At 36.8% G+C, this 15,709-nt stretch carries 20 protein-coding genes; 15 read left to right on the top strand and 5 right to left on the bottom strand.

Annotated features, from left to right (window positions below):
- Positions 1-289: 289 nt before the first annotated feature.
- Positions 290-988 (bottom strand): PD-(D/E)XK nuclease family protein, encoded by a 699-nt coding sequence (locus tag BN1068_RS15855; RefSeq protein WP_175637170.1) that lies wholly within the window; start codon positions 986-988, stop codon positions 290-292.
- Positions 989-1,268: 280 nt separating this feature from the next.
- Between BN1068_RS15855 and BN1068_RS15850 the strand changes: the two genes are divergently transcribed.
- From BN1068_RS15850 to BN1068_RS15805, 10 genes are all read left to right on the top strand, one after another.
- Complete coding sequence (locus BN1068_RS15850) at positions 1,269-1,883, top strand: PH domain-containing protein (protein WP_077603792.1); 615 nt, start codon at positions 1,269-1,271, stop codon at positions 1,881-1,883.
- Between the two features lie 76 nt (positions 1,884-1,959).
- Positions 1,960-2,394, top strand: a complete 435-nt coding sequence (locus tag BN1068_RS15845; RefSeq protein WP_175637169.1) for a VOC family protein — start codon at positions 1,960-1,962, stop codon at positions 2,392-2,394.
- A gap of 269 nt (positions 2,395-2,663) precedes the next feature.
- Positions 2,664-3,656: an O-acetyl-ADP-ribose deacetylase gene (locus tag BN1068_RS15840; RefSeq protein WP_077603791.1), complete on the top strand. Its 993-nt coding sequence runs from the start codon at positions 2,664-2,666 to the stop codon at positions 3,654-3,656.
- A 91-nt stretch (positions 3,657-3,747) separates the two neighbouring features.
- Positions 3,748-4,401 (top strand): vWA domain-containing protein, encoded by a 654-nt coding sequence (locus BN1068_RS15835; RefSeq protein WP_077603790.1) that lies wholly within the window; start codon positions 3,748-3,750, stop codon positions 4,399-4,401.
- A 307-nt stretch (positions 4,402-4,708) separates the two neighbouring features.
- The gene (locus BN1068_RS15830; RefSeq protein ID WP_077603789.1) at positions 4,709-5,170 is read left to right on the top strand and encodes a VanZ family protein; all 462 of its coding nucleotides are present in this window, start codon (positions 4,709-4,711) and stop codon (positions 5,168-5,170) included.
- A 379-nt stretch (positions 5,171-5,549) separates the two neighbouring features.
- Positions 5,550-6,698: a GGDEF domain-containing protein gene (locus tag BN1068_RS15825; protein ID WP_077603788.1), complete on the top strand. Its 1,149-nt coding sequence runs from the start codon at positions 5,550-5,552 to the stop codon at positions 6,696-6,698.
- 197 nt (positions 6,699-6,895) lie between these two features.
- The gene (locus BN1068_RS15820; protein ID WP_077603787.1) at positions 6,896-7,396 is read left to right on the top strand and encodes a hypothetical protein; all 501 of its coding nucleotides are present in this window, start codon (positions 6,896-6,898) and stop codon (positions 7,394-7,396) included.
- A 3-nt stretch (positions 7,397-7,399) separates the two neighbouring features.
- A complete protein-coding gene (locus BN1068_RS15815; protein ID WP_077603786.1) occupies positions 7,400-7,579 on the top strand; it encodes a hypothetical protein in 180 nt (59 codons plus the stop codon).
- A gap of 18 nt (positions 7,580-7,597) precedes the next feature.
- The gene (locus BN1068_RS15810) at positions 7,598-7,795 is read left to right on the top strand and encodes a hypothetical protein (protein WP_077603785.1); all 198 of its coding nucleotides are present in this window, start codon (positions 7,598-7,600) and stop codon (positions 7,793-7,795) included.
- An 87-nt stretch (positions 7,796-7,882) separates the two neighbouring features.
- Complete coding sequence (locus tag BN1068_RS15805; RefSeq protein ID WP_139344851.1) at positions 7,883-8,263, top strand: hypothetical protein; 381 nt, start codon at positions 7,883-7,885, stop codon at positions 8,261-8,263.
- A 148-nt stretch (positions 8,264-8,411) separates the two neighbouring features.
- Here BN1068_RS15805 and BN1068_RS15800 read toward each other — a convergent pair whose 3' ends face one another.
- From BN1068_RS15800 to dps, 3 genes are all read right to left on the bottom strand, one after another.
- Positions 8,412-9,293 (bottom strand): IS3 family transposase, encoded by an 882-nt coding sequence (locus BN1068_RS15800; protein WP_077600811.1) that lies wholly within the window; start codon positions 9,291-9,293, stop codon positions 8,412-8,414.
- An 8-nt stretch (positions 9,294-9,301) separates the two neighbouring features.
- Complete coding sequence (locus BN1068_RS15795; RefSeq protein WP_077600812.1) at positions 9,302-9,598, bottom strand: helix-turn-helix domain-containing protein; 297 nt, start codon at positions 9,596-9,598, stop codon at positions 9,302-9,304.
- 98 nt (positions 9,599-9,696) lie between these two features.
- A complete protein-coding gene (gene dps / locus BN1068_RS15790; RefSeq protein ID WP_077603783.1) occupies positions 9,697-10,182 on the bottom strand; it encodes a DNA starvation/stationary phase protection protein Dps in 486 nt (161 codons plus the stop codon).
- 447 nt (positions 10,183-10,629) lie between these two features.
- Between dps and BN1068_RS15785 the strand changes: the two genes are divergently transcribed.
- The 3 genes from BN1068_RS15785 (at position 10,630) to BN1068_RS15775 (ending at position 13,224) form a co-directional block, all read left to right on the top strand.
- A complete protein-coding gene (locus BN1068_RS15785; protein ID WP_077603782.1) occupies positions 10,630-11,148 on the top strand; it encodes a hypothetical protein in 519 nt (172 codons plus the stop codon).
- On the top strand, positions 11,141-12,661 hold the full coding sequence (locus tag BN1068_RS15780) for a hypothetical protein (RefSeq protein ID WP_077603781.1): 1,521 nt from the start codon (positions 11,141-11,143) through the stop codon (positions 12,659-12,661). Before BN1068_RS15785 ends, BN1068_RS15780 begins: the two co-directional genes overlap by 8 nt.
- A gap of 176 nt (positions 12,662-12,837) precedes the next feature.
- On the top strand, positions 12,838-13,224 hold the full coding sequence (locus BN1068_RS15775; RefSeq protein ID WP_077603780.1) for a hypothetical protein: 387 nt from the start codon (positions 12,838-12,840) through the stop codon (positions 13,222-13,224).
- 54 nt (positions 13,225-13,278) lie between these two features.
- Here BN1068_RS15775 and BN1068_RS15770 read toward each other — a convergent pair whose 3' ends face one another.
- Entirely contained in the window at positions 13,279-13,617 is a 339-nt protein-coding gene (locus BN1068_RS15770; RefSeq protein WP_260053203.1) for an SDR family oxidoreductase, read from the bottom strand.
- A 29-nt stretch (positions 13,618-13,646) separates the two neighbouring features.
- Here BN1068_RS15770 and BN1068_RS15765 point away from each other — a divergent pair, with 29 nt between their 5' ends.
- A complete protein-coding gene (locus BN1068_RS15765; protein ID WP_077603778.1) occupies positions 13,647-14,216 on the top strand; it encodes a GNAT family N-acetyltransferase in 570 nt (189 codons plus the stop codon).
- Between the two features lie 90 nt (positions 14,217-14,306).
- Positions 14,307-15,641 carry a D-serine ammonia-lyase gene (locus tag BN1068_RS15760; protein ID WP_077603777.1) on the top strand — a complete coding sequence of 445 codons (1,335 nt, stop codon included), beginning with the start codon at positions 14,307-14,309 and terminating at the stop codon, positions 15,639-15,641.
- The last annotated feature ends 68 nt before the right edge of the window (positions 15,642-15,709 follow it).

Below are 15,709 nucleotides of genomic sequence, written 5' to 3'. Positions count from 1 at the left end.
TGAATATGTGTTCTATAAACCGTTTTTTTATCTCCATAAATTGATTTTCTAGAGGTATAAAATCTGATAAAGGTTTTTCATACCATCCCCAGACTTCTTCATCCGCTTCTATATAATCAAAATTAAAATTTTCAATAACCAGCTTGATATCTTCGAAATTTCTATGCTTTTGATTACAAACAATTCCAATGAACACTATTGGATAGGACTGCGGTTCTTCAGTTGTAAAATCAAAGCCTAAAATTATTTTAGAATCGTATTTACTTCCATCGTTAAAAATATCTTCTTTTCAAATTGCGTATCGATTAAATTTGGGAACCTGTTTTAACGGTTCAAAATCATATGAGTAAGGTGCTCCGAAAATATCCGTGAATTCAGGTGTCACTGCGTCCAGGCACTCATCTAATTTAGATATTGTCGATAAAAACTGATTCATTACCTGCATATCATTAAAATTAAAATTAAAATCGTCTGCACCAGCCATGTTCATCCTCCTCAAGTAATTAAAAAAATCTGTAATTGTTTCATTATCGGCATAATTTAATAAAAATCGATAAATATCCCGCCATCTTATTTGATGGAAGTTAATATTAGAAATTTTCTTTAAGTCATAGTACTTCGTGCAATATCTTAAATAAATATTTTTGTGTTTGGTGAATTGATGTAAAACTTTTTTGTATCGTTCAAGCTGTTTGTATCCTTCAAGTGAATTAACTTTATTTTCTAAAAAGCAAAGTGTTTCTTGATTACTGATAACAACATCGATAATACAATCTGTATCATCCTGTAAAATATATTTTTTCTGCGTTTCTACTTTGAAATGATTGCCCTCAATAAGCAAAATTTCATTCATAAAATGCGTTAATAAATCGGAATCCTTTGCTAATAGAGATGCTAAAATTTCTGTGGTAAAATCTTCGATAGGCGTTTTTACTCCACTTTTATTTTTAGCATATAAGTTTAAGAGATTCATAAATATGTTATCCATTAGCATTTCTCCATTCCTTAAAATACGCAAATTATTCTTCTACTATTTATATTAGCACAGGTGAGCCATCACATTCATTACCAGCTGCTCAAACAAATAACTTCATTGTCAGGTGAAAATTCAAAGTGTTACACAGTGAACCATAATTTTTTGCCCAGACAATTTCTATTATTTAATAATTACGTTAATATAACATTGTCAGGACAATTTAATATAGAACAGCCCTTGATGCCGGTTTTTTTTTCAAGCATGAAGGGATTGTCAGAGGAGGATATACAACATGTTTAAAAAAATTGCTAGTGATGCATTAGGATTAAGTGATATTGGTAAAATTATCCGCCCGGATGACTTTGATAAAACAGAATCAGATGATTACGTTCTGCATGAAGAAGGAGAACAAATTCATTTTCTGATTAAATCAAAATCAGATGAATATTGCTTTACAAATCGTTCCCTTATCCACTTAGATGGAGAGAAGGCAACAAGCAGTAAACGGAATATTTATCGCTATGATTATTATCGCTATCCAATTCAAAATGTTACAGTTGAAACGGCTGGTACGATTGACCTGGACCTTGAAATAAAGTTTACGATCGGCGGTCAAACCATTTCTGTAGATATTGAGAAAAAAGAAGGCGAGGCTATTGCTGATTTATATAAATCATTAGTTACTATTTCACATATCCAGGACAGTGATGCGCGTGTTAAAGGCTATGCGAAAGATAGTCTTGATTTATCTAAAACCTTATTTGCTGATAATCGTTTTCAGGAAGGAACGATTGCCAATGAATTTGAAAAAGCTACTAAGTTTGCTTTTGATTGGTTAAATACAACATACAAAGAAAATACACGAAAAGATTTTGGCGATATCTTCAAAAAGTATATTCAAAACTAATGAAGAATAAAAATAAGCACACTGTAGAAGATATAATAAACATGTGAGAGATAATTAAAAGTCAGGAGCATGCCGAATGATTAATGGAGTAGAATTTGATTTTGTAGTAAAAGACAGCAAAGCTGCGCTTGAGCAGTATAAATCTATTTTTAATGTAGAAGTAGTAGAGGTAACAAATTTTAAAGTAGGAAACAACGAAGCAGTGTTCAATATTTTTGGTACACGTTTTCACATGCTTGATGAGAATCCAGAATATCAATTGTTTGCTCCTAAAGAGGGAGAAACACAATCATTCTGGTTTAATGTCGTCGTTCCAAACATTCAAGAAACATATGACAAAGCGATGGCTGCGGGTGCAACGGAAATTCAGCCTGTCACGAAAATGGAGGAAATGGGTGTTTCTAATGCCATGTTTTCTGACAGCTATGGGTATGTCTGGATGTTACATGAAATTCATCGTGAGGTATCCTTCGAAGAGCGTGTTGATATTTTGAGTAAAGACTTTGAATAAATGTGCGGTGCTTAAATAACGCAGGATTTTCCTAGGACAAACAGCTTTCTATTATACATTAATTTATTGAAGAAGGGCGCTTACTAATTCCTTTATGGAAGATAGAAGCGTCTTTTTAGTTCGAAAACTATTTTTAATAAAAAATTCATATGAGAATTGCCAATATAGCTGTTATCATTCTTTAGATATTCTTATCTTCATTTGCAACCAAATACTAACTTTTCTATAATCATGATAAAATGTAAAGCAAGTCATCTGGAGGTGTTCTTATGCCATTTCAAATTATTCGCAACGATATAACAAAAGTCCAGACAGATGCCATTGTGAACCCGGCTAATTCCACTTTGCTTGGAGGCGGAGGAGCAGATGGAGCAATTCATAGAGCGGCAGGACCTAAATTATTAGAGGAATGCCGCACTCTTGGAGGATGTAATACAGGACAGGCTAAAATAACAAAGGGCTACCAGTTACCTGCCAAATATGTTATTCACACTGTCGGACCAGTCTGGCATGGCGGAAACAAAAATGAAAAGAAATTACTGGCAGATTGCTATCAGCATTCCCTTGCATTAGCGAAGGAATATCAATTAGAGAGCATTGCTTTTCCACTGATCTCTTCGGGCGTTTACGGATATCCCAAGGATAAAGCGTTCAAAGTGGCAGTCTCCATAATTAGAGATTTTTTGTTACAGAATGAGATGCTGGTTTATCTTGTTGTTTATGACAATGCTTCATTTACCTTATCGGAGAAGCTATTTTCTACCATCAAGCAGTATATTGATGATAAATATATAGAAGAACAACCGGCAGACCGCAGAAATCGCTATGATGAAGCCAATCTCTTTAAAGAGGCTACAATAGAAGAACAAGAGGATAGATATATAAGCGGGGAAAGATTAGAAGATGTGGTTATTAACGGCATAGAAGAAACTTTTACGCAGATGCTGCTGCATTGGATTGATAAAAAAGGTATGACAGATGCGGAAACATATAAAAGAGCGAATATCGATCGGAAGCTCTTTTCAAAAATCCGTAATGATGTCCATTATCAGCCGAGTAAGTCTACTGTTATTTCCTTTGCTATCGCATTGAGGCTGAATCTTAAGGAAACAAAGGATTTGTTACTTCGTGCCGGATTTGCACTTTCACGGAGCAGTAAATTTGATCTTATTGTTGCGTACTTTATTGAAAAAGAAAATTATAATATTTTGGAGATTAATGAAGCTTTATTTGCGTTTGATCAGAAACTGCTGGGAGTTTAAGCGCTGCATGTATATGTCGCTTGGTATGCGACCATTTTACTCATAGGGAATGATATTCTATCGTCATACTAATTAGTTAGGAGACGATAAAATGAAAAAAGATTTAACAGAATTGGTATTTATTTTGGACAGAAGCGGTTCAATGAGAGGGCTTGAAGGAGAGACAATCTATGGATATAATACACTCCTGGAGAAGCAGAAAAAAGAACCTGGTGATGCTATTGTGACGACTGTTTTATTTGATACTGAGTATGAATTGCTGCATGATCGGATGAATATTCAAGATATTGGACCCATCACAGATAAAGAATATAATGTAAAAGGGTTCACGGCGCTCTTGGATGCAGCAGGAAAGACTATAAACAGTATCGGTAACGCATTGGAAAATACAGATGATGCAGAGCGACCGGAAAATGTGATGTTTGTCATTATTACAGATGGTATGGAAAACGCAAGCCGGGAATTTGATTACGAACAAGTCCATAAGATGATTGAACATCAAAAGAGCAAGTATAACTGGGAATTTATTTTTCTTGGTGCAAATATGGATGCAGTTGCTGCAGCCGGTCGCTTCGGCATCGGAAAAGACAGAGCAGCAAATTACCATGCAGATAGTGTGGGGACCTCGCTTAATTATGATGTTATCAGTGAAACGGTAAGTAGTTTTCGTTCCAATCATAGTATATCTGAGAACTGGAAGGAACAGCTTGAAGATGATTTAGGGATGCGGGATGCTCAGAAATAAAAACTTTAGTATTAATTTTTCAGTTGTATTTAAGGAAGGAGTTAAAATATCTATGTGAATATAATCCTCGTAACGACCGTTAATCAGGAGGCGGGTTCTCTTGATTAATGGTTTTTATATAGGCAGTTGCCGGAAAAACGCACTATCAATGGTTATAGATATGGAGGAAATACATGAAGAAAGTGGAGAAACAGTCCATTATAATTTGGACATTAGAAGATTTTCAGTATTTTTTACTATAATAAATATTTTACCTTAATACATGATAGAATAATAAATTAGATTACATACAAAAGGAGATAGTTACATGTACAAATTACTCTCCTGGATTGCTGTTATATTTTGGATGGCACTTATTTTTTATTTATCACATCAACCTGCTGCGATTTCCAATGAACTCAGTTCAGGAATTACAGAATTGATTGTAGACGCCTTGGAGAAACTTGCTTCACAATTCCAGTTTAACATTGGAGAGCTGCACCATATCGTTAGAAAAAATGCGCATTTTTTTGCCTATTTAATGCTGGGTATTCTCGTTCTGAATGGATTAAGGAGGAGTGGCGTAAATATCAAGCAGGGTGCAGGAATTGCGCTGTTGATTTGCATTCTCTATGCCGTAACAGATGAGGTGCATCAGCTGTATATCCCTGGAAGATCAGGAGAGGTAAGAGATGTCTTGATTGATAGTGCTGGTGCGAGTTTAGGAATTATGATTTATTTAATTGTTTCCAGGCTAGCAGGACGGATAAAGGATAAGCGTACTGTCTGACTAATAGTTTGCGGGATTTCGGGTAGAATAGAAGTATCTATATTGAAAGCAACAAAGTGAATAATTTTTTTGTGAAACTGCCTCTTCATGTTAATGGAACAAACAAAGAGGCAGTTTTTATTCCTGTGAAAAAGGAAAGATATAAAGCAGTACTCAGGTACGTTTTGTATGCTAATATATTTCTTAGGAAGGTAGAAATTCAGTTAAATAAATGAACGGTTGTGTTTGACTTTTCTTGTTGAAGGAAAAAGGCATTTAACAGGCTTTTATTACTTCAAAAAGCGAAATAGAGCAGGATAAATTTATACTAATGAAATATATGTAGGTAAGAGATGTCTGTTTCATAACAGAAAAAGATAAATAGAGTGTGAGGGAAAATATGATACGGAATAAAATGATATTAAACCCGGAAGAAAGAAAAGCCACTAATATTGATGAAATTGTAAAGGAATATGCAAAGATAGATGAGGGCTGGCTCCGATTTCATTATAAATTATCTATATGGCTGGTCGTCTTTGCTTTTATGATAGAATGTCTCCTCAGTATCATGATTGTCCAGACAGACTTATTAAGTACCACAGTTCCTGTCTATATTTGGAGATATATTGCAGTGCCCAGCGGTATGAATTTACTATGCATTGGTATCGCTGCGGTTGTGATGCGCTCACAGCGTATTTCACATCAGTTGAAGATGTATACGATATCTCTTCTTTTAGTTGCTGTAGCTTTTGTTTTGTTTACAGTACATACGATATTTGTATCAAGTTATTTTATTTTTGCAATTGCTATTATGCTGACTGCTGCTTATACATGCTATAAGGTGACCGCAGTGGCAACAGCAGCCAGTATTATTGGTTTTGCTGTATCAGAAATATTTATTGTTTGGGATTCGGAGAAAAGTATTATTTTTAACAGTGCATTAAGATTAGGAGATTTTTTAGTTGGCTTATTTATTCTACTGGCTTTTTCTTTTATCTGTATGGTTTTTATTCACTACCAGAGAAAGAAAAATCTGGCCAGTATTCAGCTGGAATTAGAAAGATTCCGTTTAGAGAAAAAGCTGGAAATAGATGAAATGACAGGCGTCAATAATCGGGCGGCTTTTCTTCGCAGTTTAAAGAAAATAGAAGGTGCTGCTGGTGAAAAGTATATTCTGGCTATCGTGGATATTGATAATTTCAAAAAAATCAATGATACATGGGGACATTATAGCGGAGATGAATGTATTATTCAGTTTTCAAAAGTGTTAAAAGATAATAGTGAAAAGTATACGACTTATCGTTACGGCGGGGATGAATTCTGTCTGATTTTTCAAGATATCGGGATAGCAGAGGCAGAAGAAATTTGCCGGAGGATACAAGAACAGTTAAATAAAGTAGATATCAAAAAGCTTCCTGATTTGAATCTGACAACAAGTATTGGAATGGCGGTATATATAGACGAAATGGAAATGTCAGAATGGTTTGGCTGTGCAGATCTTGCTCTATATCAGGCAAAAGAGGTACGGAATGCGATAAGAATCTATTGAGAATATGGAGATTGCTAAAGCTTTTTGTAATAAGGTATGGAGAAACAGTAGGGAATAAACAAAAAAGACTACATGGAAGTGAGGGTCATGAATTGGCAACAGTTATTTAGGGGACAAATCCTAGAAAGAGGATTAGATTATTATCATCACGAGCTTGTACGGGATATATCTATTCAAGAAGGCATTTTTTATACTGTATGGACCATTCGGAGCCTATCGAAAAGGAGCATGTAAATAAGGAGAAAGAGAACCTTGTCAATTTGGTGAAAGAAGCGGATGAGAGCGTTGTTCAGGATTTTTTAATAAATATTCTGGCAGATGATGAAAAGCTGTTAAGCCGTTTTAAAGCTGCTTTGAATTGTACGTTTTCTCCAGAAGATATGAAGCGGTATAAGAATCAGATAAACGGGATTTTTGATAGATATGAAGGAGTACATGGATTTATTGACTATTATAGTGCAGGACCTTTTGCGTCAGAATTAGAAGACTTTCTTGATAATGATATACGAAGCATAATAGAAAATGAGAAGTATCAGGAAGCGTTTGAGTTAACGAATGATATATTTATCGAGATAGGGAGTACAGATATAGACGATTCGAGCGGTGAGATTGGAATGGTTAGCCAGCTGTGTATGGAAATCTGGCAGGAAATATTGGAGCATAGTGATGCGCAGTTAGAGGAAAAGATGTTCCGGTGATTTATGGGGAATTTAAATGGCTCTGTGATTGATTATATGGAGGATTATCTGGAAGAAATGCTATTCGGGAATTTTAAAGAAGATGTGTTTCTTGCTGAAAAACTGCTATTTTCCGATAAACAGGTGCGTAAATTTAAACAAAAAGAAGACTCCTCGTCAAGAGGGTATTCTGTTGGAAAATGAGCTGTTAGACATATAACAGTGGTGGAGGAACAAAATGCAGCGGAAACTGCAATCGATGCATTTTGTGAAGAACATCTGGAATTTGATCAAGTTAGGAAATACTATATTGAGCGTTGTATGAACAGGAAAGCATATGATAAAGCGATACACCTGCTTGAGGAAGGGAAACAGGTTGATAAGGATTTACGTGGACTTGTAAGAGATTACAGTTTGTAATTAAAAAATATCCATAAACAGACAGGAAACAAATCGGCCTATGAAAAAGAATTATGGTCTTTAATGCTGCAATATCAAAAGGGTAATTTGGATATTTTTAATGAACTTAAAATACTTTACCCGGAGGAAGAGTGGAAGAAACAAAGAGAAATCATTTTTAACAAGCTTTCTAACAATGAGCAAGCTGCCAGATTGTATGAATCTGAAAGGTTATATGACCGCTTGCTGCAGGCTGTGTTAGATTCTCCAGATCTTTATACACTGCGAGCCTATGAAAATAAATTAAAAAAGCTGTATCCTCAGGAGCTTCTTAGTAAATATGAAGCAATTGTAAGAGATATGGCAAGCCGTACTTCTGATCGGAAACGGTACCGGGAGATTGTTTCTATATTAAGAACCATGAAAAAAATATCCAGAAGGAGAACAAAAAGTAGAGGAGATTGTGAGGGAATGGCAATCTCTTTATAAAAATCGGCGGGCAATGCTGGATGAATTAAGTAAATTGTAGTGTTGTGTAAAATAATCCGTTATTAGTACGTGTTCAAAAACATTAAAAAAAACAAGGACCTGCGACTTGAACTGACCCCTGTCAAGTAGACAAGAATAAAAAGCACATTTATGCAACCTGAGTCCTGAAATGATAGGGGCTCAGGTTATTTAATTTCTTCTGGAATCGTTGATGATTGTAGAATCTAATATATTTATTTACAGCATTCCGTACTTCTTCACCTGTTCTGAATGAATATAAGTTGAAACACTCACTTTTGAAGTGGCTAAAGAAATTCTCCATACAGGCATTGTCCCAACAATTTCCCTTCCTGGACATACTTGCTTTCATCTGATATTTTTTAAGTAAGTTGTTATATTGACGGGATGTATACTGGAATCCTTGATCACTGTGCAGAAGGACTCCTTTTACATTCCTTTTTTTCTTCGCCTTTTTCAAGGTATCCATCACCAGTTTCAGATCATTCCTTCGGCTTACATGGTAGGCAACAATTTCACTGTTATATAAGTCTTTGATAGCAGACAGGTATAGTTTTTGTCCGTTAAAAATCAAGTAAGTGATATCTGTTACCCACTTTTCATTTGGCTTGGAGGCCACAAAATCCCTGTTTAAATGGTTGTCTGAGATGACATAAGCTTCTTTCTTTCCATAGTACGGCTTTTTCTTTCGGATAACTGCCTGTATAGTCATTTCCCTCATAAGTCGCTGCACACGCTTGTGGTTGATAAGAAGACCGTAAATCTTCCTTAGCCATATCTGGATTCGTCGATATCCGTAAATTCCCTTATATTTCTTATGGCATTCCATAATTTTCTTCTTGATTTCTTCGTCCTCCAGTTGCTTTTCACTAGGTGTTTCCTGCCGCTTTATCCATTTGTAGTAGCCACTTTTCGATACCTTAGCTAGTTCGCACAACAACTGTATCGAATAGGTTCCCTTAGACATTTCTCTGATCACTTCATACTTTTTTGATGTTGGTACTTCATCCATTCCTCCTTTCACATCTTTAAAAACTTTTTTAGCATTTCATTCTCTGCTTCTAAGCGTTTGATCTTTTCATCGGGATTTTCAGGACGAGTTCTTGGTCTGCCTTGACCAACTCCTCCTGCTCTACCTCGTTTTTCCTCAAGTCCTTTTGTTCCCTCATTATTAAAATGGTTTACCCATCTTCTTACTTGATTTTTATCAATGTTCATTTCTCTAGCTATTGTGTTATAACCCATCCCATCTTTGAGATGAAGGTTAACAACTTTCTTCTTAAAGTCAATATTATAAGTTTTTCGTTTCTTCCCCACAAAAAATCCCCCTATAGTAGACAGATTAACGTGCTTTCTTTTTACTGTCTACTATAGGGGGATCATATCAACTTGGCAGGTCCTTGTTTTTTTCCTGATTATTCAGAGCTGCCATCTGTCAAATGAGATTCCAAGAACCACAGATTTTTGTCCAGCTTCCGGGATACCTCAGTAAATAAATCAGATGTGTCTGGATCCTCATCAGCAGAAACTTCAACTGAATCACGCATATTGTTTGCTACAATTGCCCAGCGTTCTGTCAGATTCTCAAGTACAAGTATATCTTTTGTATTTTGAAGCTCCCAGGCAGGAAGTCTTGTTTCGGATGCGATAAATTGTACCGGTTTTCCAGCTGATCCGCCTAAGCTAGCAGCCTGCTCCGCAAGAGAGTCAATTAATTCCGGAATTTCTCCGGCCAAATCATCGAAAAATTCATGATAGGCAATGAAGTGTGGACCGCGAACGTTCCAATGTGCCAGCTTTGTCTGGATAAAAAGGTCAGTTAAGTCGGTTACCTGCTGATTAAGTAGTTCTATCATATGTTCTCTGGATTTCTCTGAATGCGCTTTTCTAAATGTACTCATTTGTTTCCCTCCTAGAATGATTTTTACTGTGTTTATCAAACAGTTTTAAATTGAAATAACAAAAATATCACTAATATTACTAATACCCTATCTCATCAAATAATAAACGTCTGAAATTAGAAGATGATGTAAAAAGTTATGATTATATGTTAAGGATTAAGCTGTATAGCATTAATCGATGAAATACTGTAAAAAGCAGGGATTTCTATTTTTTAGTTAAATGAAGGGATTCCTTTTATATAAATATTCTCCCTCCATGGAAGTTCTAATTCGAAGGTCATCATATTATATTAGTAATAAAAGGAGCATTATTAATTCCTTTTCTTATTTTGCGTAAAAAAATAAAAAATTCAGTTATTTTAACTTTTACTATTGTAATCGCTTTCTATTTATATGATAATTGAGACAGACATACTATTACTATTTAACTAAAGGGGGAGTGAAGAAATGTTTATTAGGAAAAACAGAGGTTTGACGTTATTTGTGCTTTTATTTATGGTACTTATTCTTCTTGCTGCTTGTAGAGGAAATGGGGAAGAGAGTGAAGCAAATTCAACGGAACAGGAGACACCAGCAAATGTTGTTGTAAAAGGGGATACTATTAATTCACATACTGTAGAAGATGCTGTTTGTATCGTCAACAGCAGATTTGAACAGGGGTGGAGAATGCTGTTCCGTGCTTCTGTTAGTGATGAAAATACTGGAGAATTGATTGAAGATGCAGATGTAAAAGTTGTACTAGAAACTGGGGAAGAATTTGAAATGGAGTTAGGCCCGCATGGCCAGGAAGAAACGCTGCTTTATACGGTTCCATGGGAGATTCCAGCAGATTTTACTACGGGTACATTGAACTATGAGATTATAGCAACAGTAGATGGAGAAGAGTATACGTATGAGCCGTTTGACGTAGAACCTTCTAAACTGACTATTATTGAGTCTGCAGAAGGACAGGATTCGGATGAATAAGTGGAAATCCTGTCTTATATTTATCCTGTTTTTAACCATCTTTGGATTAGCTGCCTGCTCTGCATCTGAAAGTCAGGCTGATTCAGACTCTGATTCAAGTGAAGAAGCCTCAGAAGAAAATTCTTCTGAGGAGGAGTCTGAAAAGGAAAGTACATTGACTGGGAAACTGTCATTGGATAAGACAGAAGGCAGAATCGGCGATGAAATCCAATTAACGGCTGAGGGACTTGAGCCAGATGAGGCCCTTCGAGTGATTTATGTTGATATGGAAGGCAGATATGAAATTGAAAATAATTATTCTTTCATCGGTACGATGTATGACGAGATTGAAATAGAAGCCGGTGAAGGTACTGCTGATGAAAATGGAGAATGGGACGGGAGTATTACCATCCCTGATGGCTTTGGGGATGACCATGATATTTTAATTCAGCAGGACGGCAATACAATTGCAAAAGCAAATTTCTTTGTGGAAACGGTATTTACCATGTCTCCTGATTCAGGACCACCCGGCACAGAGATTACGATAGAAGGTGAAGGGTTAAGCTCGAAAATGTATGGCAGTATATGGCATATGAATTATGATAATGCCTATTCGGGTATGATTACAGCTATTTCTACAAATGGAAAGGCGGAAGCTGTTGTACGAGCTGCGGGATCCCCTGGTATACACACCATTACGATAGAAAGCGGAGCCAGCGGTGCACCATATTTAAGCAGAGATTCATCGGCGATTAACTATATTGATACACACTTCTTTGATTTTACAGTAACGGATGAGGAACCGGATACAGATACGGATATGGCTTATGTGGAAGACCCTCCTGAGCCTGCTGATGGGGGTATTCAGATGCCTGAACCAGAGAATAAAGAAGGTGTAACCCTCTCTCTGGATAAGGATATGGGGACAGTAGATGAAATGGTGACGCTGAGCGGAGAAGGACTGCCTGAAAATCAAGAAATGACATTAGATTGGCATACAATGGTTGGAAACCGTGTCTCTACAGAGGGATTCGCGCCTGAAACCATAGAGCTTGATACAGTTATGACAGATGAAGACGGATCGTTCACGCATGAATTTCCCATTCCGGATGATCTCGGAGGCTTACCGCATCTCATTGAAGTAAAAGCAGATGATGAAGTATATGGACAGGCATACTTGCGGATACTTCCATCTATTGTCTCTATTGAACCGGAAGAAGGACCGGCTGGAACACCGATAACCGTTGAAATTAAAGGCGCCGGCTGGACAGAATTTGATAATGCACTCGGAGTGACCTATGATAATGCCTATATCGGGTATATTTGCGGATTCAACAGTCAGGGTACGATTAAATTACCACTGACTGCGTCTGGTGAACCGGGTTATCATATAATAGACATCTATCCATCCATTTATCAGGGGCAGGACCCGATACCTGATATTTATAGAAAACCGCAATTAACGTATCGTGATGATCATCCGGGAACTGGAATCCCTGCGATTCGTACGTTCTTTAAGGTGACTGGAGAATAAGAATTATATGTATAAAAAATATAGTGATGTAAACCCTGGAGTTTGAAGGAAAATAAGACCCTTTGGATTATTTGAATATTGTAAGTTACCATCAATCTGAAGAGATAAGAAAGGAATTATTTTTAATTTTCGTGTAGGCTATTCTTATCAAGCTTTTTGACGGAGGGGAGCCTGCTATGAGAGAAGCAATTATGTTAATAGTAGATTTAATCAATGATATTCATGATGCAATTGCCGGTACATTCGGAGCTGGTATGACAGATAAAGAATTGCATTTCTGGATTTTTGGAATTTTGGGTATTGTAACATTCTTTATTGTCTATGTTGTATTTAAAATTCTATCAAAAATAAAGTGGAGTATTGCTATTTTAGCTTTTCTCTATACATTTACCGTGATGATTGTCCTTGTGTTTGCAGTTGAGATTCAGCAGGCCTATACACAACGGGGAAATATGGAATTTGCAGATGCGGTTATGGGTTTATGGGGATTTATTGTCTTTTTTGCTGTTTATGCAGTGATCGGCATTATTGGTTACTTTATTTATAAAGCGTTTAAGAAATAAGTGAAGCACCTTGTTAAGCAAGCAGATAACAAGGTGCTTTTTTTAAATTATTCTTTATTCAACTCCTACCGAAACAGATTCAGGCAGCGTGCTTCCACCATCAATAACATACTGGCCGCCAGTCATATAGCTGGATTCATCACTTCCTAAAAATGCTGCAAGCTCGCCAACTTCCTTAGGTAATCCAAGCCTGCGCATCGGAATAGCCGCTGCCATCTCTGTAAGCACGGATTCCGGATCATCAGGGTTGGAAGTTTTTGCAATACTCTTAGCCATTGGTGTGCGGGCATACCCTAATTGCATGGCATTCACACGAATATTTTTAGCTGCATATTCTACCGCTAATGATTTTGTAAATCCGATTAATTGAAAATTCGAAGCATATACGTGTATCTTAATTAAAAAGGGAGAGGGGAACCAGAATGATAGATTTAAGCCATAAACCTGTATTGGAAGGTGAAAAAGTTATACTTAGACCTTTTAAAGAAGAAGATTTTCCTTATATAAAAGAATGCTTAACAGATTATGAAGTGTTAAAGCTGACTGGAAGTGATATGGATTTTGATTTTGAGGAGGAAGCGGACATCATTCTTGATTGGTACCGTACAAGGCATACACAAACTGACCGCTTGGATCTTGCCGTTGTTGATCAATCACAAGGTATCTTAGTAGGGGAAGCAGTAATCAATTTATACGATGAAACAAATCATAGTATGAATTTCCGGATTCTTATGGGGCCAAAGGGAAGGAATCGCGGTTTAGGAACAGAAGCAACACTGCTTATCATTGATTATGTATTTAAAAACACAACACTTCACCAATTGACTCTAAGTGTTTTGGATTTCAATCCAAGAGCCCGGCATGTTTATGAAAAAGTCGGATTTGTGAGGAATAGTATCGATGAAAATGAGCTGAAATTTGAAGGAAGGTGGATTGACTCTATCAATATGAAATTAACCAAAGAAAACTGGCTAAGCAGAGAAAATACATGATAGAACACCCATCATGAAGTTATTTGTTTCAGTAGGAGAGTGTTATAATCGTAGATAGCAGAACATTTTTTAAGAAGAGGTGACAGAATAATGGTAACCGTAAAGGGGAAAACGATGGAGAAATGGATCAGTGAGTTTCCGGACCTGGGTCCTGTCATAAATTATACACCGTTTTATTGGAGTAATCCGTATGTGAAGGATAACAAAACAGCTTTCCAGGGGCAGCCGCTTCAATTAAAAGATATACAAGATGCGGAGGAACGTTTAAAACGCTTTGCTCCATTTATTGTCAAAGCTTATCCTGAGACGGAAAAAACAGGAGGAATTATTGAATCTCCACTGAAAAAAGGGAATCAGATTAAAGAAAGAATGGAAACGATTACAGGACAAAGGATTCCCGGTGCTATATACATCAAGCTGGACAGTCATTTACCTATTTCCGGTTCGATCAAAGCAAGAGGCGGTATTTATGAAGTACTGAAATATGCGGAGACATTGCTGTTGGAGCATAACCTATTATCGGAAAAGGATGGTTACAGTAAAATTGCGGAAGATAAATATCGGGAATTTTTCTCGCAATATACGATTCTTGTGGGTTCAACAGGGAATTTGGGACTAAGTATTGGAGTAATTAGTGCTCAGCTTGGATTCCGTGTGGTGGTTCATATGTCTGCAGATGCAAAGCAATGGAAAAAGGATTTATTAAGAGAACGGGGCGTTCAAGTTGTTGAGCACCCATCAGATTACAGCAAGGCTGTGGAAGAGGGAAGAAAAGAAGCGGAAAATGATCCGAAAAGCTATTTTATTGATGATGAAAATTCAAAGGACTTGTTCCTGGGATATACAGTGGCAGCTATTCGTTTGAAAAAGCAATTAGAAGAACAGGAAATTCGAGTAAGTCCGGAGAAACCGCTGCATGTTTACTTGCCATGTGGTGTCGGTGGAGGTCCGGGCGGTGTTGCCTTTGGTTTGAAAGCTATCTTTGGTGATGCTGTAAAATGTTATTTTGCAGAACCGACACATTCTCCTTGTATGCTTATTGGAATGATGACGGGAATGCATAATGAGATTTCCGTAAGTGATTTTGGTTTAGATAATCGGACTGCTGCTGATGGACTGGCTGTCGGAAGGCCATCCGGTTTTGTTGGAAAAGTGATGGAACCGCTGATAGAAGGAATCTATACAGTCAGTGATGAGCAAATGTTCCGTTTAATTGCAGAAATGGTGGATGCAGAAAACATCCATCTTGAGCCATCTGCAGTTACGGGATTAATGGGGCCCTCATATGTTGTTCAAAATTACCCAAAAGTAACAGAAGAAGATACGCACTTAATCTGGGCTACCGGAGGAAGTATGGTGCCGGATGAAATTAAAGAAGCGGAGTATCTGAAAGGGTTGGAGTATAAAATAAATCCTGATGCATAATAGCTATAACTATATAAAAACGCAAATCAGACATTTCACCTGATTTGCGTTTTCTTATGACCAGAATG

Origin of the sequence: Oceanobacillus sojae, assembly GCF_900162665.1 — a bacterium.
Classification (GTDB): domain Bacteria; phylum Bacillota; class Bacilli; order Bacillales; family Amphibacillaceae; genus Oceanobacillus; species Oceanobacillus sojae_A.
Note: the sequence above shows the minus strand (reverse complement) of the source record. Positions and strands in the feature narration are given on the sequence as shown.